The 20681-nt window shown below is 42.4% G+C and carries 24 protein-coding genes; 23 read left to right on the plus strand and 1 reads right to left on the minus strand.

Annotated features, from left to right (window positions below):
• Positions 1-48 precede the first annotated feature (48 nt).
• The 12 genes from LJF29_RS03735 to fni all read left to right on the plus strand — a co-directional run bounded on the left by LJF29_RS03735 (position 49) and on the right by fni (position 11474).
• Positions 49-828 (plus strand): metallophosphoesterase, encoded by a 780-nt coding sequence (locus LJF29_RS03735; RefSeq protein WP_229147041.1) that lies wholly within the window; start codon positions 49-51, stop codon positions 826-828.
• Between the two features lie 151 nt (positions 829-979).
• Entirely contained in the window at positions 980-1564 is a 585-nt protein-coding gene (locus LJF29_RS03740) for a genetic competence negative regulator (RefSeq protein ID WP_010334765.1), read from the plus strand.
• Between the two features lie 156 nt (positions 1565-1720).
• Complete coding sequence (gene gudB, locus LJF29_RS03745) at positions 1721-2995, plus strand: NAD-specific glutamate dehydrogenase (RefSeq protein ID WP_010334764.1); 1275 nt, start codon at positions 1721-1723, stop codon at positions 2993-2995.
• 111 nt (positions 2996-3106) lie between these two features.
• Positions 3107-4081 (plus strand): YpdA family putative bacillithiol disulfide reductase, encoded by a 975-nt coding sequence (locus tag LJF29_RS03750; RefSeq protein WP_229147043.1) that lies wholly within the window; start codon positions 3107-3109, stop codon positions 4079-4081.
• A gap of 119 nt (positions 4082-4200) precedes the next feature.
• On the plus strand, positions 4201-4857 hold the full coding sequence (gene prsW / locus LJF29_RS03755; protein ID WP_229147044.1) for a glutamic-type intramembrane protease PrsW: 657 nt from the start codon (positions 4201-4203) through the stop codon (positions 4855-4857).
• A gap of 143 nt (positions 4858-5000) precedes the next feature.
• The gene (sleB, locus tag LJF29_RS03760; RefSeq protein WP_010334761.1) at positions 5001-5912 is read left to right on the plus strand and encodes a spore cortex-lytic enzyme; all 912 of its coding nucleotides are present in this window, start codon (positions 5001-5003) and stop codon (positions 5910-5912) included.
• Positions 5913-5948: 36 nt separating this feature from the next.
• The gene (gene ypeB, locus LJF29_RS03765; RefSeq protein ID WP_029441349.1) at positions 5949-7301 is read left to right on the plus strand and encodes a germination protein YpeB; all 1353 of its coding nucleotides are present in this window, start codon (positions 5949-5951) and stop codon (positions 7299-7301) included.
• A gap of 93 nt (positions 7302-7394) precedes the next feature.
• Positions 7395-8051, plus strand: a complete 657-nt coding sequence (locus LJF29_RS03770; protein WP_229147046.1) for a flagellar brake protein — start codon at positions 7395-7397, stop codon at positions 8049-8051.
• 46 nt (positions 8052-8097) lie between these two features.
• On the plus strand, positions 8098-8274 hold the full coding sequence (locus LJF29_RS03775; protein WP_010334758.1) for a YpfB family protein: 177 nt from the start codon (positions 8098-8100) through the stop codon (positions 8272-8274).
• A gap of 78 nt (positions 8275-8352) precedes the next feature.
• The gene (gene cmk / locus LJF29_RS03780; RefSeq protein WP_229147047.1) at positions 8353-9027 is read left to right on the plus strand and encodes a (d)CMP kinase; all 675 of its coding nucleotides are present in this window, start codon (positions 8353-8355) and stop codon (positions 9025-9027) included.
• Between the two features lie 236 nt (positions 9028-9263).
• The gene (gene rpsA, locus LJF29_RS03785) at positions 9264-10412 is read left to right on the plus strand and encodes a 30S ribosomal protein S1 (RefSeq protein ID WP_010334756.1); all 1149 of its coding nucleotides are present in this window, start codon (positions 9264-9266) and stop codon (positions 10410-10412) included.
• 12 nt (positions 10413-10424) lie between these two features.
• On the plus strand, positions 10425-11474 hold the full coding sequence (gene fni / locus LJF29_RS03790) for a type 2 isopentenyl-diphosphate Delta-isomerase (protein WP_229147049.1): 1050 nt from the start codon (positions 10425-10427) through the stop codon (positions 11472-11474).
• Positions 11475-11523: 49 nt separating this feature from the next.
• On the opposite strand, the gene LJF29_RS03795 is transcribed toward fni, so the two are convergent.
• Entirely contained in the window at positions 11524-11655 is a 132-nt protein-coding gene (locus tag LJF29_RS03795) for a YpzI family protein (RefSeq protein ID WP_010334754.1), read from the minus strand.
• A 77-nt stretch (positions 11656-11732) separates the two neighbouring features.
• On the opposite strand from LJF29_RS03795, the gene LJF29_RS03800 reads away from it, so the two are divergent.
• From LJF29_RS03800 to mtrB, 11 genes are all read left to right on the plus strand, one after another.
• Entirely contained in the window at positions 11733-12335 is a 603-nt protein-coding gene (locus LJF29_RS03800) for a hypothetical protein (protein ID WP_229147050.1), read from the plus strand.
• On the plus strand, positions 12332-13225 hold the full coding sequence (locus LJF29_RS03805; RefSeq protein ID WP_229147052.1) for a YIEGIA family protein: 894 nt from the start codon (positions 12332-12334) through the stop codon (positions 13223-13225). Before LJF29_RS03800 ends, LJF29_RS03805 begins: the two co-directional genes overlap by 4 nt.
• Positions 13222-13416, plus strand: a complete 195-nt coding sequence (locus tag LJF29_RS03810) for a capping complex subunit for YIEGIA (RefSeq protein ID WP_010334751.1) — start codon at positions 13222-13224, stop codon at positions 13414-13416. Before LJF29_RS03805 ends, LJF29_RS03810 begins: the two co-directional genes overlap by 4 nt.
• Before the next feature lie 153 nt (positions 13417-13569).
• A complete protein-coding gene (gene der / locus LJF29_RS03815; RefSeq protein ID WP_010334750.1) occupies positions 13570-14880 on the plus strand; it encodes a ribosome biogenesis GTPase Der in 1311 nt (436 codons plus the stop codon).
• 17 nt (positions 14881-14897) lie between these two features.
• On the plus strand, positions 14898-15935 hold the full coding sequence (locus tag LJF29_RS03820; protein ID WP_229147054.1) for an NAD(P)H-dependent glycerol-3-phosphate dehydrogenase: 1038 nt from the start codon (positions 14898-14900) through the stop codon (positions 15933-15935).
• 336 nt (positions 15936-16271) lie between these two features.
• Entirely contained in the window at positions 16272-16475 is a 204-nt protein-coding gene (locus tag LJF29_RS03825) for a DUF2768 domain-containing protein (protein WP_229147056.1), read from the plus strand.
• A 21-nt stretch (positions 16476-16496) separates the two neighbouring features.
• A complete protein-coding gene (locus LJF29_RS03830; RefSeq protein ID WP_229147057.1) occupies positions 16497-17231 on the plus strand; it encodes a hypothetical protein in 735 nt (244 codons plus the stop codon).
• Positions 17232-17413: 182 nt separating this feature from the next.
• Positions 17414-18892: a stage IV sporulation protein A gene (gene spoIVA, locus LJF29_RS03835; RefSeq protein WP_010334746.1), complete on the plus strand. Its 1479-nt coding sequence runs from the start codon at positions 17414-17416 to the stop codon at positions 18890-18892.
• A 370-nt stretch (positions 18893-19262) separates the two neighbouring features.
• Entirely contained in the window at positions 19263-19541 is a 279-nt protein-coding gene (gene hbs, locus LJF29_RS03840; RefSeq protein WP_003153447.1) for a non-specific DNA-binding protein Hbs, read from the plus strand.
• A 174-nt stretch (positions 19542-19715) separates the two neighbouring features.
• On the plus strand, positions 19716-20288 hold the full coding sequence (gene folE, locus LJF29_RS03845) for a GTP cyclohydrolase I FolE (RefSeq protein ID WP_010334745.1): 573 nt from the start codon (positions 19716-19718) through the stop codon (positions 20286-20288).
• Between the two features lie 21 nt (positions 20289-20309).
• Positions 20310-20537: a trp RNA-binding attenuation protein MtrB gene (gene mtrB / locus LJF29_RS03850; protein WP_024121871.1), complete on the plus strand. Its 228-nt coding sequence runs from the start codon at positions 20310-20312 to the stop codon at positions 20535-20537.
• Positions 20538-20681: the final 144 nt, after the last annotated feature.

Below are 20681 nucleotides of genomic sequence, written 5' to 3' on the forward strand. Positions count from 1 at the left end.
TTTATTGTCCGTCTTATTGATAAGTTCTAAAAGAATGGAGAGTTTTTTATGAAGCGATCAATGAAAATTGCGGGTGCATTAGCGATTGCGGCAGCGGCAATGACGGCAAAAATGTATTCAGTGGCAAAAGGCAATCATCTAAAAAACCATACATTTACGTTATCAAAAATGAAGGGGAAGCCGCCTCTAACGATTTTTTTTATATCTGATATTCACAAACGTATTGTTGATCACGGTCTTTTAGAGGAAGCGCAGGGCCATGAGCCGGATCTGGTGATAATCGGCGGTGATTTAGCTGAAGGCGGGGTGTCCTGCTCGAGAATTGAGGAAAATGTCAGAAGGCTTGCGGGTTTGGGAGTCCCTGTCATGTTTGTGTGGGGAAACAATGATTATGAGGTCAGTCAGCGTGAACTGTATACTATTTTTAAGGCGTACCGTATTATTACGCTTCGAAATGAATCGGTTCCTTTTACCTATAACGGACATACCATCACCATAGCCGGAGTGGATGACATCAGGATGGAGATGGATGATTATGAAGAAGCAATTAAAGAAATCGACGGGAACCAGTTGAACGTTCTGGTTTGTCATAACCCTGAGATTCATCAGCAAATCAATGAAAATGATGGTATTGATGTGATATTCAGCGGACATACCCATGGCGGGCAGATTCGATTTGGAAAATTCGGCCCTTATGAGCTTGGTACAACCGGTTTTGTTAAAAATGCTGCATACCTCATCAGCAACGGGTACGGCACAACAAAAGTGCCCCTTCGTTTAGGGGCGGAGCCTGAGGCACACATCGTGACACTTGCAGCACCTGAATGACTTCCCTAAAGAGTGTGTCCATAAAAAACTGCATTGTGCTTGTCTTACTAGTGAACTCAGTGTAAACTGATAACAATTAAGAACCTATGACTCATCATCTCATATAATGTGTTATATGATTTGTGTGCAAGTAGAGGCAGGAGGGAACGTTATGCGGCTTGAGCGTCTGAATTACAATAAGATTAAAATCTTTTTGACCCTCGATGATTTGACTGATCGTGGATTAACAAAAGAAGACCTCTGGAAGGACTCATTTAAAGTCCACCAGTTATTTAAAGATATGATGAATGAAGCAAATACAGAGCTCGGCTTTGAAGCGAATGGACCGATTGCAGTGGAAGTGTATTCTCTCCAAGCACAAGGGATGGTTGTGATCGTAACAAAGAACCAAGAAGCGGATTCAGAAGAAGATGAGTATGATGATGATTACATCGAAATGCAAGTCAAGCTTGACGAAAGCGCGGACATCATATATCAATTCCATTCCTTTGAAGATATCATTCAGCTTTCTGAAAGCTTACAGCGGATCGGTATCACGGGAGGGACTGTCTATCACTATGAAGGACAGTACTTTCTAAGCCTAGAAGACTTGGGATCACAGACTGCCGAGGGTGTTGTGGCGGTCCTGGCTGAATACGGCAATCCAACAACATTAACGATTTATCGCTTACAAGAGTATGGTAAGCTCATTATGGACGGAAATGCTGTAGAGACAATCCAAACTCATTTTTCATAAGAATGGAAGAAAAACTGCTGTTTTTTACAGCGGTTTTTTTTGTTAAAAAACATGGAAAAACATAACGTTTATCCTATGCATAGATCATATGAAGGTGTATACTATTCTCTGAAAGGGAGCATGTGAGAAACAGAAGATTCTAGGAGGTTAACTCAAATGGCAGCCGATCGAAACACCGGTCATACAGAAGAGGACAAACTTGATGTTTTAAAATCAACTCAAACCGTAATACATAAGGCTCTGGAAAAATTGGGATATCCTGAAGAAGTATACGAATTGTTAAAAGAGCCGATGAGATTATTAACGGTAAAAATACCAGTTCGTATGGATGACGGTTCAGTCAAGATTTTTACGGGTTATCGTGCCCAGCACAATGACTCCGTCGGTCCGACAAAAGGCGGGATACGTTTTCACCCCAACGTAACTGAAAAAGAGGTGAAGGCACTTTCCATTTGGATGAGTTTAAAATGCGGTATCATTGATCTTCCATATGGCGGTGGTAAAGGCGGAATTGTTTGTGATCCAAGGGATATGTCGTTTAGAGAGCTGGAGCGTCTAAGCAGGGGTTATGTCAGAGCTATCAGCCAAATTGTCGGTCCGACGAAAGACGTGCCGGCACCGGATGTATTTACAAACTCACAAATCATGGCTTGGATGATGGATGAGTATTCAAGAATTGATGAATTTAATTCGCCTGGGTTCATTACAGGCAAACCGCTTGTGCTTGGCGGATCTCACGGGAGAGAATCAGCGACAGCAAAAGGTGTAACCATCTGCATAAAAGAAGCGGCGAAGAAAAAAGGCATCGATATTGAAGGTGCGCGAGTCGTCGTTCAAGGATTCGGAAACGCCGGAAGCTATCTGGCGAAATTTATGCATGATGCAGGGGCAAAGGTTGTCGGCATATCCGATGCATACGGCGGACTGTATGACCCTGAAGGCCTGGATATTGATTACTTACTCGACCGCCGTGACAGTTTTGGCACAGTGACGAAGCTTTTCAACGATACCATTACGAACCAAGAGCTGCTGGAACTGGATTGTGATATTTTAGTTCCTGCCGCGATTGAAAACCAAATTACAGAAGAAAATGCCCATAATATACAGGCGAAAATCGTCGTTGAAGCAGCTAACGGGCCAACTACGCTTGAAGGAACAAAAATTCTATCAGACCGTGACATTCTGCTTGTTCCTGATGTACTGGCAAGCGCGGGAGGCGTAACGGTTTCTTATTTTGAATGGGTTCAGAATAACCAGGGCTTCTACTGGAGCGAGGAAGAAGTAGAAGAGAAATTAGAAAAAATGATGGTAAAATCATTCAACAATATATATGAAATGGCCAACAACCGAAGAATCGACATGAGACTTGCCGCTTATATGGTAGGCGTGCGTAAAATGGCGGAAGCTTCGCGCTTTAGAGGCTGGATATAAGTTGATGATTTGCATAAAAAATAAAAATCTCCTATGATAAAATAGGAGATTTTTTTATTTGGAAATAGAAAAATGTGAATTGAATGCCCAATATCGCAGGAGTTGACGGAAATGATTGAAGAAAAAGCAATAATTATTGGCGGAGGTCCTTGCGGATTATCTGCGGCCATTCACCTAAAACAAATTGGCATTGATGCCCTCGTCATTGAAAAAGGCAATGTCGTTAACAGTATTTACAATTATCCGACGCATCAAACCTTTTTCAGCTCAAGTGAAAAGCTTGAAATTGGTGACGTGGCATTTATTACCGAAAACAGAAAGCCTGTCAGAATTCAGGCTTTGTCGTACTATAGGGAAGTCGTGAAGCGAAAAAAGATCCGTGTGAATGCATTTGAAATGGTGCAAAAAGTGACAAAAGCAGAAAATAATTCATTTGTTATCGAAACGTCAAAAGAGACGTATTCAACGCCATACTGCATCATTGCCACAGGCTATTATGATCATCCAAACTATATGAACGTACCTGGTGAGGATTTGCCGAAGGTATTCCATTATTTTAAAGAAGGACATCCGTATTTCGATAAAGACGTCGTCGTTATCGGCGGGAAAAATTCAAGTGTAGATGCTGCGCTTGAACTTGTAAAATCAGGAGCGCGTGTCACCGTTTTATATAGGGGCAATGAATACTCTTCAAGCATTAAGCCATGGATTCTGCCAGAATTCGAATCCTTAGTAAGAAACGGTACAATCCGAATGGAATTTGGCGCTTGTGTAGAAAAAATCACTGAAGATGAAGTCGTTTTCCGCTCCGGCCAGCAGGAGCTGATTACCATTAAAAACGACTTCGTATTTGCCATGACGGGTTATCATCCTGATCATCAATTTTTGAAAAAAATCGGTGTGAAAATCGATGAGGAATCAGGGCGTCCGTTTTTTAATGAAGAAACGATGGAAACCAATGTGAAGGGCGTTTTTATTGCCGGGGTCATCGCTGCCGGAAACAATGCAAATGAAATATTTATTGAAAACGGAAGATTTCACGGCGGCCACATTGCTAACGAAATTGCAAAAAGAGAAGATCAGTGAAAAGAGGAGAGCATATGAAGGTTCGTATGCTCTTTTTGTTTTTTTAAAGTCAGACAGATGTAAATTCATACACAACATGGTAGGATAGACATAGGAATATAAAGGAAAGAGGTTGCCTGATGTTTGCAATCATCTCTGCAGGAATTGCTCCCGGCATCGCGCTGTTAAGTTATTTTTATTTAAAAGATCAGTATGATAATGAACCTGTACATATGGTGCTTCGCTCATTTTTTCTTGGGGTTGTTCTTGTATTTCCCACTATGTTTATCCAGTATGTACTTGAAAAAGAGAATGTGGGAGGCGGAAGCTTTTTTGTTTCTTTTTTGTCTTCTGGCTTTTTGGAGGAATCATTGAAATGGTTTATTTTAATGATCAGTGTTTATCCGCACGCCCACTTTGATGAGCATTATGACGGAATTGTATACGGTGCAAGTGTATCGCTCGGTTTTGCGACACTCGAAAATATTCTTTATTTAATCGGTCATGGTGTGGAGCATGCGTTTGTCAGAGCGCTGCTGCCCGTTTCATGCCATGCCTTAATTGGAGTGATTATGGGGTTTTACCTCGGGAAAGCGCGTTTCTCAGCTGATAAAGCACGTATGAAATGGCTTCTCCTTTCGTTGGTCCTGCCATCACTTTTACATGGGTCGTATGACTTTATCCTGACAGCCCTCAGCAACTGGGTCTACTACATGCTTCCATTTATGTTATTTTTATGGTGGTTTGGTTTACGAAAAGCAAAAAAAGCCCGTTCTGTCAATATGATGCAGATATAGAAAAGCCGCACAGCCATAGTGCGGCTTTTTGAGTTGTTGAAATTTTTAAGCTGTGAGGGATAAGAAGGAAAGAGTGTATAAAAATAACCTCGTTACAGAAAATACGTTTACACTCAAAAATTTGCTGTAGGAGGCTTGAAAAGATGAAGTCCAAAGGATCGATTATGGCATGTCTCATCTTATTTTCCTTTATAATTACGACGTTTATCAATACTGAAACAATTTCAGCCTTTTCTAATCAGGTCATTCAAAGAGGGGCAACAGGGGACGATGTGATTGAGCTGCAGGCGCGTCTTCAATATAACGGATATTATAATGGGAAAATTGACGGGGTTTATGGATGGGGGACATACTGGGCAGTACGGAACTTTCAGGATCAATTCGGCTTAAAAGAGATAGACGGTCTGGTCGGAGCCCAAACCAAACAGACCTTGATATCTAAGTCTAAATATTACCGTGAATATGTCATGGAGCAGCTTCAAAAAGGCAATACATTCACGCATTATGGAAAAATACCGCTGAAATACCAAACGAAACCGTCAAAAACAGCGACTCAAAAAGCAAGACAGCAAGCAGAGACGAGGCAGAAACAGCCTGCTGAAAAAATAACACAGCAGCCGCAAGCGAATAAACAGCAAAACAACACGCCTGCAAAAACAAAAAAACAGGATGCGGTTGCAGCTAACATGCCAGGCGGTTTTTCCAATAATGATATTCGGCTGCTTTCTCAAGCGGTTTATGGGGAAGCGCGTGGCGAGCCGTACGAGGGACAGGTTGCGATTGCAGCAGTTATCTTGAACCGTTTAAACAGTCCGTTATTTCCGAATTCAGTAGCGGGTGTTATTTTTGAACCGCTTGCTTTTACAGCTGTGGCTGACGGACAAATTTATATGCAGCCGAACGAAACAGCAAAAGAAGCAGTATTAGACGCCATCAATGGCTGGGACCCGTCCGAGGAAGCGCTGTATTATTTCAATCCGGATACAGCTACCAGCGCGTGGATTTGGGGACGCCCGCAGATTAAGAGAATCGGTAAACACATTTTCTGTGAGTAGCAGGACATAAGAAAGCATAAAAATGAGGTGTGATAAATGATCAGAGGTATTTTAATCGCAGTGCTCGGTATTGCAATTGTCGGTACTAGTTACTGGGGATACAAAGAGCACCAGGAAAAAGACGCTGTCCTTCTTCATGCTGAAAATAACTATCAGCGGGCGTTTCATGAGCTCACCTATCAGGTAGACCAGCTGCATGATAAAATTGGCGCAACGCTTGCCATGAACAGCAAAAAATCACTGTCCCCCGCATTGATAGATGTTTGGAGAATTACATCAGAAGCCCATAACAGTGTCAGTCAGCTGCCGCTTACATTAATGCCGTTTAACAAAACGGAAGAGCTGTTATCCAAGATCGGCGATTTCAGCTACAAAACGTCAATCAGAGATTTGGATCAAAAACCGCTTGATGAAAAAGAGTATACTTCGCTAAATAAGCTTTATCAGCAGTCAGAAGATATCCAAAATGAATTGCGCCACGTTCAGCACCTTGTCATGAGCAAGAACTTGCGCTGGATGGATGTAGAGATGGCGCTGGCCTCTGACGAAAAACAGAGTGATAACACGATCATCAACAGCTTTAAAACGGTTGAAAAAAATGTCGGGTCCTTCTCCTCGGGAACAGATCTTGGCCCTAGTTTCACCAGCACCAAAAAAGAAGAGAAAGGTTTTGCCCATCTGAAGGGGAAAGAAATTTCTGCACAGGAAGCCAAACAAATTGCCCAACGCTTTGCACCGGATGACAATTATGCAATCAAAGTGATAAAGAGCGGAAAAAAAACAAACCGTGACGTCTACAGTATCAGTATGAAAGATCCTGATCATAAAGCAGCGATATATATGGATATTACAAAAAAAGGCGGACACCCGGTTTATTTAATTCAGAACAGAGAAGTGAAAGATCAAAAAATCAGCTTGAATGATGGTTCGAATCGAGCCCTTGCTTTTTTAAAGAAAAATGGATATGAAACAAAAGATCTGGAAATCGATGAAAGCGCGCAATACGATAAAATCGGTGTATTCTCATATGTTCCAATAGAGAATAATATCAGGATGTATCCAGAAGCCATCCGTATGAAAGTTGCCTTGGATGACGGCGAGGTGGTCGGCTTTTCAGCACGCGATTTCTTAACATCCCACAGAAAAAGAGACATACCAAAGCCGGTTATTTCTGAACAAGATGCAAAAGCAAAATTAAACAAAAATGTAGAAGTGAGAGAAACAAGGCTTGCTGTGATCACAAATGAATTAGGCCAGGAAGTATTGTGCTATGAAATGCTGGGTACGATTGAAAATGATACATTCAGAATGTATATAAATGCTAATGACGGAACGGAAGAGAAGGTCGAAAAACTAAAAAATGCCGAACCTATATATAAAGACCTATAAAAACTAGGAGGAAAGGACTAAAAGTCTTTTCCTTTTTTCCATTACATGATTTAATAAAAAAGTGAATATATTGAATGCGAAAGAGTGAAGTCAATGATAGAAATTGGGGATACTGTACACTTAGAATACATAGAAGAAAATCAATTAAAAATAGCAAAGAGCAAAGCTGTGAGCATTGAAAACGGAGAGCTCCTGATCGCATATCCAGTTGATGTACACACAGGAAGAACCGTGATATTACATCATGATACTGAAGTAACGGTAGAGTTTGTCGGTAAAGACGAAGTGCCTTACCGCTTCTCAAGCCGCATGAAGGGAAAAGTGAAGGACAAGCTTCAAATGATTCGCCTTGAAGTGCCTCCCCGTGAAAAAATGAAACGAATTCAGCGCCGGCAATATGTAAGAATTGACGCGGTATTGGATGTGCTGGTCGAGCCGGCAGATGAAAAAGACAAGTTTCATACACTCTCGTACAATATCAGCGCTGGCGGTATCGCTTTGATTTTGACAGGCGGCTATTCTTTTCAGCACGGGGATACGCTGCGCCTTTTCATCAGCCTTCAGGAAGAGGAGAAAACGCATCAAGTAGAGGCTGCCGCGGTTGTCAGACGCGTTTATGATGATTCAAAAACCGGCAAACGTAAAATGACCTTGGAGTATTCGGAGATTTCAGCAGGTGACCAGCAGCTCCTTCTTCAGTATTGCATCCGCCGCCAGTTAAACAAGAGAAGGAAAGCACGATTGGAATAAACATCGGCAAACACTTCCATACTATATTTGTAATGGAGGTGGGCCGATGAAGACCTTTGAACGGCTGCTGCTCAAATTATTGTTCATTCAGGCAGTGATTTTAGTTGGTATCCAGTTTCTTTTTCACTATCAGCATATTGAACCTTATGTCTCAAAAGTGATTCAATATGAAGGGGTTGATAAAATGGAGGTTAATGATTGGGTAGAAACCATTAAACATTAATTATTCAGGAATTTTTCACCCTTTTTCATAAAGTTCATGATACAATCCATAGAGGAGAAAAGAGCAAGGAGAGGAATTATGGAAAAGAAATTATCGATTGCGATCGACGGCCCGGCTGCTGCGGGGAAAAGCACCGTTGCCAAAATTGTGGCTGAGAAAAAATCGTACATATATATTGATACGGGAGCGATGTATCGAGCCATTACGTATGTGGCTTTACAAGAAAAAGTTGATTTGACAGATGAGGCAAAATTGGCTGAGCTGTTAAAGCAAACAGATATTGAGCTGATCACAACCAAAGAAGGACAAAAGGTGCTTGTCAACGGCACAGATGTGACTGAGGACATCAGAAAAGACGAAGTCAGCAATCAGGTCTCAATTGCTGCCAAGCACAGAAGCGTCAGGGAAGAAATGGTGAAACGCCAGCAGCAGCTCGGCGAAAAAGGCGGCGTTGTCATGGATGGACGTGATATCGGAACTCACGTACTCCCAAATGCTGAAGTGAAAATCTTTCTTTTGGCGTCTGTTGAAGAGAGAGCGAAACGCCGTTATGAAGAAAATGTAAAAAAAGGCTACAATGTCAACTATGAGACATTAATTGAGGAAATTGCAAGAAGAGATAAACTCGATTCAGAGCGCGAAGTTTCTCCGCTTCGAAAAGCAGATGACGCGCTTGAAATCGACACGACTTCTCTCTCCATTCAGGAAGTTGCTGAAAAAATTCTTGATGTAGTGGAGCAAAAGTCCCGCTGATACCGGCGGAGGCCACTTTTTTTGAATTTTTCAACAAAGAAAGAATGTTATTGCTTGACAAACCTGTCCTTTTATTAGAAGTTAATACTAATAAAACTTTTTATTGATCATTCAAAATCTTTTTTGGATGATTCTTTAATACATATTCGGCTAAAAGCGGACATGCATGATACGTGTTCAGCTTTCAAACCGTTTTTAATTAAGCTGTGTAGGTTTGGACCAAGGAGGTTATTCAAATGACAGAGGAAATGAATCAAATTGATGTTCAAGTGCCAGAGGTTGGAGATGTAGTAAAAGGGATTGTGACAAAGGTAGAGGACAAGCATGTGGATGTTGAAATTATCAATGTCAAACAGTCCGGCATTATTCCAATCAGTGAATTATCAAGTCTTCATGTAGAGAAAGCATCGGATGTCGTAAAAGTAGACGACGAGCTTGACCTGAAAGTAACAAAAGTGGAAGACGATGCTTTGATTTTATCTAAACGTGCTGTTGATGCAGACCGCGCTTGGGAAGACCTTGAGAAAAAATTTGAAACAAAAGAAGTGTTTGAAGCTGAAGTAAAAGATGTCGTAAAAGGCGGCCTTGTCGTTGATATCGGCGTTCGAGGCTTTATTCCGGCATCACTTGTAGAAGCGCATTTTGTAGAAGATTTTACCGACTATAAAGGAAAAACACTGTCTCTGCTCGTAGTAGAGCTTGACCGTGATAAAAACCGTGTCATCCTTTCACACCGTGCGGTTGTTGAAAGTGAGCAAGCGAATAAAAAACAAGACCTTCTTCAGTCTCTAGAGGTTGGAAGTGTACTTGATGGTAAAGTGCAGCGTCTGACTGATTTCGGCGCGTTTGTTGATATCGGCGGTATTGACGGGCTTGTGCACATTTCACAGCTTTCCCACTCCCACGTTGAAAAGCCGTCTGACGTTGTGGAAGAAGGACAGGAAGTAAAAGTGAAAGTATTATCGGTTGACCGGGATAATGAACGTATTTCTCTATCTATAAAAGAAACGCTGCCTGGGCCTTGGAGCCAAGTTGGGGAGAAAGTCAAACCGGGTGATGTGCTTGAAGGAAAGGTTCAGCGCCTCGTGAGCTTCGGTGCGTTTGTTGAAATTCTTCCTGGCGTGGAAGGTCTCGTTCATATTTCTCAAATTTCTAATAAACACATCGGCACGCCGCATGAAGTTCTTGAAGAAGGACAGACTGTAAAAGTGAAGGTTCTTGATGTGAATGAAAATGAAGAGCGCATTTCATTAAGCATGCGTGAGCTTGAAGAAACGCCGAAAGCCGATCAAGAGGATTACCGCCAATATCAGGCGAAGGAAGAAACAAGCACTGGCTTCCAGCTTGGAGATCTGATCGGAGATAAGCTTAATAAACTAAAATAATTGGTGATAAACGTGACTCGAGCAGAACGGAAAAGAGAACACATCAATCATGCCCTGTCTACCGGCCAAAAGCGGGAGACGGGTCTAGATGATATTACGTTTGTTCATGTCAGTCTGCCCGATCTTGCATTAGAACAAGTAGATATTTCCACAAAAATCGGCGAACTTTCAAGCAGTTCGCCGATTTTTATCAATGCAATGACTGGCGGCGGCGGAGAACTTACATATGAAATTAATAAGGCGCTTGCTAGAGCAGCTCGAATAGCTTGTATCCCTCTCGCTGTCGGCTCGCAAATGTCGGCGTTAAAAGACCCGTCTGAACGCTATTCGTATGAAATCGTCCGAAAGGAAAATCCGAATGGGCTTATTTTTGCCAATCTCGGAAGCGAGGCGACAGCCCGTCAGGCGAAGGAAGCTGTTGAAATGATTGGGGCGGACGCGCTGCAGATTCACCTGAATGTTATTCAGGAAATTGTCATGCCAGAAGGTGACAGAAGCTTTAGCGGAGCTCTTTCCCGTATTGAACAAATCTGCAGCGAAGTCAAAGTGCCTGTCATAATAAAAGAAGTAGGCTTCGGAATGAGCAAAGAATCAGCAAAAAAGCTGTATGGGGCAGGTGCGGCAGCTGTTGATATCGGCGGTTACGGAGGGACAAATTTCTCGAAAATAGAAAATCTCCGAAGACAGCGGCAGATCACCTTTTTCAACTCATGGGGTATTTCAACAGCAGCGAGCCTGGCGGAAATCCGCTCTGAGTTTCCTGATAAACCAATGATTGCGTCTGGCGGCCTTCAAAATGCGCTTGATGCCGCGAAGGCGATAGCTCTCGGGGCTTCCTGTATAGGAATGGCAGGGCACTTCTTAAAGGCGCTGACTGAAAAAGGCGAAGAAGGGCTGCTAGAAGAGATTCAGCTGATCCTAGAGGAATTAAAAATGATTATGACTGTGCTCGGCACCAGAACAATTTCTGATTTGCAAAAGGCTCCTCTTGTCATAAAAGGTGAGACTCATCACTGGCTGACAGAGAGAGGCATTCATACTTCCAATTACAATGTACGTTGATAGTTGGATAAGGAAAGCCCAAAACCGTGTGAGTTTTGGGCTTTTTGTATTATGATTTACGCTTTTTGAATTTACCGTTTTGTTCAAGGCTGGTGGCTCCGTCATAGTGAATCGATTGGTCTCGGTCTGATTCCACTCTGCCAGAAGCCTTGAGTTTTTTCTCCTGTCTGTCTTTTCCCATGATCATTCTCCTTTACGTGAGGCGGTTTGTTTAAAAAAAGTGTTTAGACTCCATACTGGGAGTATGGAGGAAGCGATATGGAACAATTTTATTATTATTGGTCAATGTGGTTTTTGTGGGTACTGACAACCTTTATTCTTGGAAAGACGAAAAGGCGATTTGCCGTCTCATTATTTATTTTGACTAATATCATCTTAAGCATACATCACTTTACTTTATATTTTTCACTGAATGCGGCATACGTGATGTTTTTCGTTTGCGGGTGCGTCTATGCCGGATATTTCGGGATGTATAAACGATTTCGCTATATCATGGTGCACCTGACGCTTGTGTCCGGGTATGCGTTTGTTTATCTTTTTGCATTATATGATCCAGTTTGGTTCATCATAAAACCTGAGTGGGCCGCTGTTGTATTATGTGTGCTTTTGACTGCTTCTGTTGAAAGGGATTTTCAGAAGCAGCTTGCCTTATATGTCCTTGGAATGTGCCAAGGCGAACTAGTGTATTCTTTTGTCATTCAACAATTGGCAGGGCATACGGCTGTTGGAGGTTTTCAATGGCTTAACGCATGCTCTGCAGGGATGATATTGCTGTTTGGTATATCAAAATATGAACAGCTTGCCAGTCAAATTGGCCATAGAGGCAAAAGATCAAACAAAGGAGCTACTAAAATGTCATGAGCGATTACATCTATCCGATTATTGCGGGGGTCATAGCAGGAGTCGCCACAAGGCTGTATATGCTGAAAACAGATTACCGCCAGTATCCAACCTATATTCATGGTAAAGTCATTCATATTGCACTTGGGCTTATTGCAGCAGGGTTAGGGGCAATTATTATGCCTGCGCTATTGCAGGAGGAGTTTACGGCTATCACGTTTTTGACGCTTGCAGCCACTCAATTCAGAGATGTCAGAAATATGGAGCGGAATACGCTGACACAAATGGATTCGTACGAACTTGTTTCAAGAGGAAGCACTTATATTGAAGGAATCGCCATTGCGTTTGAAAGCAGAAATTATATCGTAATCTTTACTGCTCTATTGACAACATCGGCGTACGTATTTTTCTCAATCTGGGTTGCTGTTATAACCGCTGTTGTTTGTTTTTTGTTGGCAATGAAATTTATGTCCGGCAGTGTATTGAAAGATATTGTGGATATCGAGTACATAGAGCCTCACTTTGAAGGGCCGGGTCTTTTTGTTGATAATATTTATATGATGAACATTGGACTTCCAGAGAAACAGGAGCTGATTTTAAAGCATGGCATGGGGTTTATTTTAACACCTAAAAATTTTAATTCAGCTGCAACCATTGCCAACCTGGGTCAGCGTCAGGCCATATTATTTGATGTTTCCAATGTGCTGGGAGTGTATCGGGACTCAGGGGAGCCGTCCCTGACGCCAATTGCGAAACGGGATCTTAATGATGGAAGAGTGGGTGTTTTTGTCCTGCCGCAAATTCATCACCCGGATACAGCTGTTCAGATTATCAGCAATGTTCCGACCTTGGAAAATGCAATCAGAATGCCTACAGAATTTATCAAAAAACAGGATAAGGTGATAGGATGAGTGAATCGCTGACGAAAGTGATTTTGTCTGTCATCACAACAAACCGGAACCGGGCTTCGGGAGGGACACCTATCTTTTTTTGTGATGACCAAAAAGAGATGGAGCTTTTCGCTAAAAACCTTGAGGCGATCCTTGACGGAATTGCCCATAGAATTGGGGAAGATGTCTATTTGATCGTGAAACATTTTTAAGAATAGTTGTGATCCCAGTAAAAACTGATATAATAAATGAGTTAAGCCCTTCCTCTGAAGGGTTTCTTTTCATAAAAGTGAATGAGATGATTTAAATAACCGGTTGAGAATTTATGTAAAAATGAAAGCGGCTGGATCGAAAGGAAGGGTACTATGGGTAAACCTGTCGTAGCCATTGTCGGGAGACCGAATGTAGGAAAATCCACAATCTTTAATCGGATTGCGGGTGAGAGAATTTCAATAGTAGAAGATACCCCTGGTGTGACAAGGGATCGGATATACAGCTCGGCTGAATGGCTGAATTATGATTTTAATTTGATTGATACGGGCGGTATTGATATCGGTGATGAGCCGTTTCTAACACAGATACGCGAGCAGGCCGAAATCGCCATGGATGAAGCGGATGTCATTATTTTTATGGTGAATGGCCGTGAAGGTGTGACAGCTGCTGATGAAGAAGTAGCGAAAATTTTGTACCGCACGAAAAAGCCTGTTGTTTTAGCGGTAAATAAACTGGATAACACAGAAATGAGAGCGAATATTTATGATTTTTATTCGTTGGGCTTTGGTGAACCTTATCCGGTTTCAGGAACACACGGGCTGGGACTCGGTGATTTATTGGATGCCGCAGCAGAGCATTTCAAAAACATCCCTGAAACAAAATACGATGATGAAGTCGTTCAATTTTGCCTAATCGGACGCCCGAATGTAGGGAAGTCTTCTCTGGTAAACGCGATTCTTGGCGAAGACCGTGTCATTGTGAGTAACGTGGCGGGAACGACTAGAGATGCCGTTGATACAACATTTACTTATAACCAGCAAGATTTTGTCATTGTAGACACTGCCGGCATGAGAAAAAAAGGTAAAGTATATGAAACGACTGAAAAGTACAGCGTGCTGCGGGCGCTGAAAGCCATCGACCGCTCCGAAGTTGTTGCGGTGGTGCTTGACGGTGAGGAAGGCATTATCGAACAGGACAAGCGCATCGCGGGATACGCACATGAAGCAGGCAAGGCTGTCGTGATCGTAGTGAATAAATGGGATGCTGTTGATAAAGATGAGAGCACGATGAAAGAATTTGAACAAAATATCCGCGATCATTTTCAATTCCTTGACTATGCACCGATTCTGTTCATGTCAGCATTAACGACAAAACGGATTCATACGCTAATGCCTGCAATCATTAAAGCGAGTGAAAATCACTCACTTCGTGTCCAGACGAATGTCTTAAATGACATCATTATGGATGCTGTAGCAATGAACCCGACACCAACTCATAACGGGTCGCGCTTGAAAATTTATTATGCGACTCAAGTTGCGGTGAAGCCGCCGAGTTTTGTTGTGTTTGTAAACGATCCGGAACTGATGCATTTTTCATACGAACGATTTTTAGAAAACCGAATCAGAGACGCGTTCGGTTTTGAGGGTACACCAATCAAAATATTTGCAAGAGCTAGAAAATAAAAAGGTGTGAAGCAAATATGAAAAGAGTCACAATGCTTGGAGCGGGAAGCTGGGGAACGGCACTGGCTTTAGTGTTAGCTGATAACAACCATGATGTGAGAATGTGGGGGCATCGTGCGGAGCTGATCCAACAAATAAATGATCTGCACGAAAATAAGGATTATTTGCCGGATGTCAAGCTTCCTGAATCGATTCAGGCAACAACGGAAATCGGGGAGGCTGTTACAGACGCAGATTTCATCATAGTTGCTGTTCCAACCAAAGCGATTCGGGAAGTATTGAGACAGGCAGTGCCTTTTATGACGAAAAAAGCAGTCTTTGTTCATGTGAGTAAGGGGATAGAACCGGATTCACTCCTGCGCATTTCTGAAATTATGGAAATTGAGCTCCCGAGTGATGTCAGAAAGGACATTGTTGTGCTCTCCGGGCCGAGCCATGCTGAAGAAGTAGGACTCCGGCATCCGACAACCGTCACTTCCTCTTCAAAGAGCATGCAGGCTGCAGAAGAGGTGCAGGACCTATTTATAAATCACAATTTTCGGGTGTACACAAATCCTGATATTATCGGTGTAGAAATCGGAGGCGCTCTGAAAAATATTATCGCCCTTGCTGCTGGCATCACAGACGGCTTAGGATACGGCGATAATGCCAAGGCTGCTTTGATTACGCGTGGTCTTGCTGAAATTGCGAGACTCGGCACAAAAATGGGCGGGAATCCGCTAACGTTTTCCGGTTTGACAGGTGTCGGCGACCTGATTGTTACGTGCACAAGTGTTCACTCCAGAAACTGGCGTGCCGGCAATTTACTCGGAAAAGGGTACAAGCTTGAGGACGTTCTTGATGAAATGGGAATGGTCGTTGAGGGAGTGCGCACGACAAAAGCGGCTTACCAGCTTTCAGAAAAATATCAGGTGCAAATGCCGATTACAGAAGCCCTCCATCAAGTCCTATTTAATGGACAAAAGGTAGAAACCGCTGTTGAATCCTTAATGGCGAGAGGGAAAACCCACGAGATGGAGGACTTGGTGAATACATTTGATAACCAAGTAAAATAAAAGTGGCAACGGAATAAAAGTCCGCATATTCTAATTGCACGAAAGCCCGAAACACAGAAGAATACCCAGACCTTGGGATCTCCTGAAACATTTTGCCGATTTAGGCAAGAGAGGATGCATCTGTATGCAACGTCGCATACTATAGCATCGAAGTCCAAGAGAGTGTTTCTTAAACGTAGGTGAATATAGTCAACTTGACTGAAGCAAAGTCCCCCTCTTTGCTTCAGTTTTTTTATTCTATCAAAGGATGGAAAATCTGGTTGATCTTTTCAAGCCCTGTATATTAAAATAAAATATAACGCTTACAAAACAAATGTCGGAGGGGGCGCGGTTTATTTGAGTCTGGCATTGATCAAAATGTGGTTTGCTCTTGGTTCCATGGGGCTGATGTTTCTGGCCGTAGCATGCATCTATTTAAGCCGTTTTAAATGCCGAAACCGTCTTCTGAAGATTGCGGTTTCATCGTTTGCTTACATGTGTGTATTGATTTCAGGAATTATTGTATTTGTGGTGGTATTCAGCGGCCCTGTTAATGAATAAAGCTGTAAAAGGAAGTGCTGTATGGTTAAACTGAAGTGCGCTATGATCTTTGTAGCAGTGATTTTCTTATCAGGATGTTTATATCCACATGAGCGGAAAAGCAGTGTACAAGCCACTCCATATCAGGACCAATTAAAGCTGGTTCAATCTGCCGTTGATGAATTTCAAAAGGCAAACGGAGGACTGCTACCGATTCAAACAAAAGATATGTCAACACCGCTTTATCAAAAATATCCGATAGATTTTAACCGTTTAGCGCCGAGATATATGGCCGAACCTCCAAGCACGGCATATGAAAGCGGCGGAGACTATCAATATGTGCTTGTCGATGTAGAGGACAATCCGACTGTTAAACTGATTGATGTAAAGATGGCAGAAAAAATACGTGATATCAAATTGCGCGTTCAAATGTACCGCCAAGAACATAAATATCCGCCATATCAGGATGTATTAGCATGGGACTTGTTTACACTAGATGGGAAAAAACTAGGGGAGGCTGACTCTCTTTCTGTCACAAGCCCAATCTCAGGAAATTCCCTGCCGCTTATGATTGACGGAGACGGAGAAATTTATGCCGACTATCGGACAGAGCTCGTTTCCTGTCTCAAAAAAAGCAAAAAAACGTTTAAACCCGGAACGGAAATACAGGACATGATATGGGAAGAGACGCCTTTCGTCCCCGTATTTTCAGTGAAATATACCGTTAATGACAAACAAGAACCTGTTTTTTTAGAAAATGATATAAAAAAGGAATGAACCTTTCTCCCTTGCATACAAATAGGGAGAAAGGTTTTCTTATACTTTAATAGATTAAGGATGAAAAATTTTCTAAAGATGTCATATTGAAATAGGACAACGTCATACACATATAGTGTCCTGTGTTTGATTGAAAAAGGTTAATAAAATTGATAAGGATAGGAAGTCCGGGAGGGGATCACTTGGAAAAGGTCGATATTTTCAAGGATATCGCTGAACGAACAGGAGGCGATATATACTTAGGAGTCGTTGGTGCTGTCCGTACAGGGAAATCCACGTTTATTAAGAAATTTATGGAGCTTGTGGTGCTCCCGAATATCAGCAATGAAGCAGACCGGGCACGTGCGCAGGATGAACTGCCGCAAAGCGCAGCCGGAAAAACGATTATGACTACAGAGCCTAAATTTGTTCCGAATCAGGCGATGTCTGTTCATGTATCAGACGGACTCGATGTCAATATAAGATTAGTAGATTGTGTAGGCTACACAGTGCCGGGTGCAAAAGGATACGAGGATGAAAACGGCCCGCGGATGATTAATACGCCTTGGTACGAAGAACCAATCCCGTTCCATGAGGCTGCTGAAATCGGAACGCGGAAGGTGATTCAAGAGCATTCGACCATCGGAGTGGTCATTACGACAGACGGCACGATTGGTGATATCGCCAGAAGTGACTATATAGAGGCAGAAGAAAGAGTCATTGAAGAGCTGAAAGAAGTCGGAAAACCCTTTATTATGGTCATTAACTCAGTAAAACCGTATCACCCGGAAACAGAGGCGATGCGCCAGGATTTAAGCGAGAAATACGATATCCCTGTTTTGGCAATGAGTGTAGAAAGTATGCGTGAAAACGATGTACTCAATGTTCTCAGAGAGGCTCTTTATGAGTTTCCGGTGCTTGAAGTAAATGTAAATCTCCCAAGCTGGGTCATGGTGCTGAAAGAAAACCATTGGCTTCGCGAGAGTTATCAGGAGTCAGTAAAGGAAACTGTTAAGGATATTAAACGGCTCCGTGATGTCGACAGGGTTGTCGGTCAATTCAGCGAGTTTGAGTTTATTGAAAGTGCCGGATTAGCAGGGATTGAGCTCGGCCAAGGGGTTGCAGAAATTGATTTGTATGCGCCGGACCATTTATATGATCAAATCTTAAAAGAAGTGGTAGGCGTTGAAATCAGGGGCAGAGACCACTTGCTAGAGCTGATGCAGGATTTTGCCCATGCGAAAACGGAATATGACCAGGTGTCTGACGCCTTAAAAATGGTCAAACAGACGGGATACGGCATTGCAGCGCCTGCTTTAACTGACATGAGTCTGGATGAGCCGGAAATTATACGGCAAGGCTCCAGGTTTGGCGTGAGATTGAAAGCTGTCGCACCGTCAATCCATATGATCAAAGTGGATGTCGAAAGCGAATTCGCTCCGATTATCGGAACTGAAAAACAAAGCGAGGAACTGGTACGCTACTTAATGCAGGACTTTGAGGATGATCCGCTTTCAATTTGGAACTCTGACATTTTTGGCAGATCACTCAGCTCTATTGTGAGAGAAGGGATTCAGGCAAAGCTGTCACTGATGCCTGAAAACGCACGATATAAATTAAAAGAAACATTAGAAAGAATCATAAACGAAGGATCAGGCGGCTTAATCGCCATTATCCTGTAATGCGGGAAGACCTCTTTATAGAATAGGAGGTCTTTTTTCTTTGCTCTTAATATTGGAAAAGGATCAAGGAATAGGATGAAAAAAGGAAAAAAAGGAATATTTGTTCGGTAAATCACGTTAAATCCTTGACGAGCAAGGGATTGACGCTTTAAAATGCTTGATATGGCTTTTTATATGTGTTACTCTACATACAGAAATTCTTCACTCTGATGGACAAACCTTCCTTGGAGTGCAGTTTTTCTTAAAAGCCGTTTAATTGTCTTTCTCTTGCTTGTCTGATTTTTTTCTCAGGCAGGTTTAGAATCAGACTGAACTGTGAAGAAATGATAATAAACGAACTGAGTATTCCTTTTGGGAGGAGGTGAAAGGCATGAACAAAACAGAACTTATTAATGCGGTTGCGGAAGCAAGCGAATTGTCTAAAAAAGACGCGACAAAAGCAGTTGACTCTGTTTTTGATACGATCTTAGATGCACTTAAAAACGGTGATAAAATCCAACTGATCGGTTTTGGTAACTTCGAGGTGCGTGAACGTTCTGCACGTAAAGGACGCAACCCTCAAACAGGTGAAGAAATCGAAATTCCAGCAAGCAAAGTACCTGCTTTCAAACCAGGTAAAGCGCTTAAAGACGCAGTTGCCGGAAAATAATTGTGAATATAGATCGTGTATGCATCTAGCTTACATACACTATATTTCTTCACAGAAAAGCCCCTTCTTAAGGGGCTTTTCATTTTTTAGGAGCGTGTGCATTCACTTTGCTTTTAGCGGGGCATATGTGCTAGAATCGAAATTAAATGTATTCATTGGTGGAGGACACAGAACATGAAAGAAGTTAATAAAGAACAAATCGAACAAGCTGTTCGTCAAATTTTAGAAGCGATCGGAGAGGACCCAAACAGAGAAGGGCTTCTTGATACTCCGAAACGAGTCGCAAAGATGTATGCCGAAGTATTCTCCGGCTTGAATGAAGATCCTAAAGAACATTTCCAGACTATCTTCGGGGAAGACCATGAAGAGCTTGTTCTTGTAAAAGATATCGCGTTTCATTCTATGTGTGAGCATCACCTTGTTCCTTTTTACGGAAAAGCACATGTTGCATATATACCGCGGGGCGGAAAAGTCACAGGGCTCAGCAAATTGGCGCGTGCCGTTGAGGCAGTTGCAAAGCGCCCGCAGCTTCAGGAGCGCATCACTTCTACAATTGCAGAAAGCATCGTAGAAACGCTTGATCCGCATGGCGTAATGGTTGTTGTTGAAGCGGAACATATGTGCATGACAATGCGGGGCGTAAGAAAGCCGGGCGCCAAAACAGTCACTTCAGCTGTCAGAGGCATTTTCAAAGATGATGCTGCTGCACGTTCAGAAGTATTGGAACATATTAAACGCCAGGACTAATAAAGATAGAGGGTGCTATAAATGAACGAAAAGCATTCAAGCGATTTTGTCGTCATTAAGGCAATTGAGGATGGAGTGAATGTGATCGGCCTGACAAGGGGAACGGACACTAAGTTTCACCATTCCGAAAAACTCGACAAGGGAGAAGTGATCATTGCTCAGTTTACAGAGCATACTTCTGCCATTAAAGTCAGAGGAGAGGCGCTCATTCAAACCGCATACGGAGAAATGAAAAGCGAAAAAAAATAAGCTGGCTGTCCCCGCTGTTTTCAAAGCAAATGCTCTCAAACAGCGGGCGGATACAGCCAATTTGTTTTTTTTATGCTATAATGATACCTGCGTAATCTTATGACAAAATAAAACTCATACATATGATTTAGAAATAAATGTGAA

The organism is Bacillus sp. LBG-1-113, from assembly GCF_020708615.1.
Lineage (GTDB): Bacteria > Bacillota > Bacilli > Bacillales > Bacillaceae > Bacillus > Bacillus mojavensis.

What these genes read in the sequence shown, in the direction of transcription:
- LJF29_RS03735 (WP_229147041.1), top strand. Translation starts at nt 49, where the DNA reads ATGAAGCGATCAATGAAAATTGCGGGTGCATTAGCGATTGCGGCAGCG.
- LJF29_RS03740 (WP_010334765.1), top strand. Translation starts at nt 980, where the DNA reads ATGCGGCTTGAGCGTCTGAATTACAATAAGATTAAAATCTTTTTGACC.
- gudB (WP_010334764.1), top strand. Translation starts at nt 1,721, where the DNA reads ATGGCAGCCGATCGAAACACCGGTCATACAGAAGAGGACAAACTTGAT.
- LJF29_RS03750 (WP_229147043.1), top strand. Translation starts at nt 3,107, where the DNA reads ATGATTGAAGAAAAAGCAATAATTATTGGCGGAGGTCCTTGCGGATTA.
- prsW (WP_229147044.1), top strand. Translation starts at nt 4,201, where the DNA reads ATGTTTGCAATCATCTCTGCAGGAATTGCTCCCGGCATCGCGCTGTTA.
- sleB (WP_010334761.1), top strand. Translation starts at nt 5,001, where the DNA reads ATGAAGTCCAAAGGATCGATTATGGCATGTCTCATCTTATTTTCCTTT.
- ypeB (WP_029441349.1), top strand. Translation starts at nt 5,949, where the DNA reads ATGATCAGAGGTATTTTAATCGCAGTGCTCGGTATTGCAATTGTCGGT.
- LJF29_RS03770 (WP_229147046.1), top strand. Translation starts at nt 7,395, where the DNA reads ATGATAGAAATTGGGGATACTGTACACTTAGAATACATAGAAGAAAAT.
- LJF29_RS03775 (WP_010334758.1), top strand. Translation starts at nt 8,098, where the DNA reads ATGAAGACCTTTGAACGGCTGCTGCTCAAATTATTGTTCATTCAGGCA.
- cmk (WP_229147047.1), top strand. Translation starts at nt 8,353, where the DNA reads ATGGAAAAGAAATTATCGATTGCGATCGACGGCCCGGCTGCTGCGGGG.
- rpsA (WP_010334756.1), top strand. Translation starts at nt 9,264, where the DNA reads ATGACAGAGGAAATGAATCAAATTGATGTTCAAGTGCCAGAGGTTGGA.
- LJF29_RS03795 (WP_010334754.1), bottom strand. Translation starts at nt 11,655, where the DNA reads ATGGGAAAAGACAGACAGGAGAAAAAACTCAAGGCTTCTGGCAGAGTG.
- LJF29_RS03800 (WP_229147050.1), top strand. Translation starts at nt 11,733, where the DNA reads ATGGAACAATTTTATTATTATTGGTCAATGTGGTTTTTGTGGGTACTG.
- LJF29_RS03805 (WP_229147052.1), top strand. Translation starts at nt 12,332, where the DNA reads ATGAGCGATTACATCTATCCGATTATTGCGGGGGTCATAGCAGGAGTC.
- LJF29_RS03810 (WP_010334751.1), top strand. Translation starts at nt 13,222, where the DNA reads ATGAGTGAATCGCTGACGAAAGTGATTTTGTCTGTCATCACAACAAAC.
- der (WP_010334750.1), top strand. Translation starts at nt 13,570, where the DNA reads ATGGGTAAACCTGTCGTAGCCATTGTCGGGAGACCGAATGTAGGAAAA.
- LJF29_RS03820 (WP_229147054.1), top strand. Translation starts at nt 14,898, where the DNA reads ATGAAAAGAGTCACAATGCTTGGAGCGGGAAGCTGGGGAACGGCACTG.
- LJF29_RS03830 (WP_229147057.1), top strand. Translation starts at nt 16,497, where the DNA reads ATGGTTAAACTGAAGTGCGCTATGATCTTTGTAGCAGTGATTTTCTTA.
- hbs (WP_003153447.1), top strand. Translation starts at nt 19,263, where the DNA reads ATGAACAAAACAGAACTTATTAATGCGGTTGCGGAAGCAAGCGAATTG.
- folE (WP_010334745.1), top strand. Translation starts at nt 19,716, where the DNA reads ATGAAAGAAGTTAATAAAGAACAAATCGAACAAGCTGTTCGTCAAATT.
- mtrB (WP_024121871.1), top strand. Translation starts at nt 20,310, where the DNA reads ATGAACGAAAAGCATTCAAGCGATTTTGTCGTCATTAAGGCAATTGAG.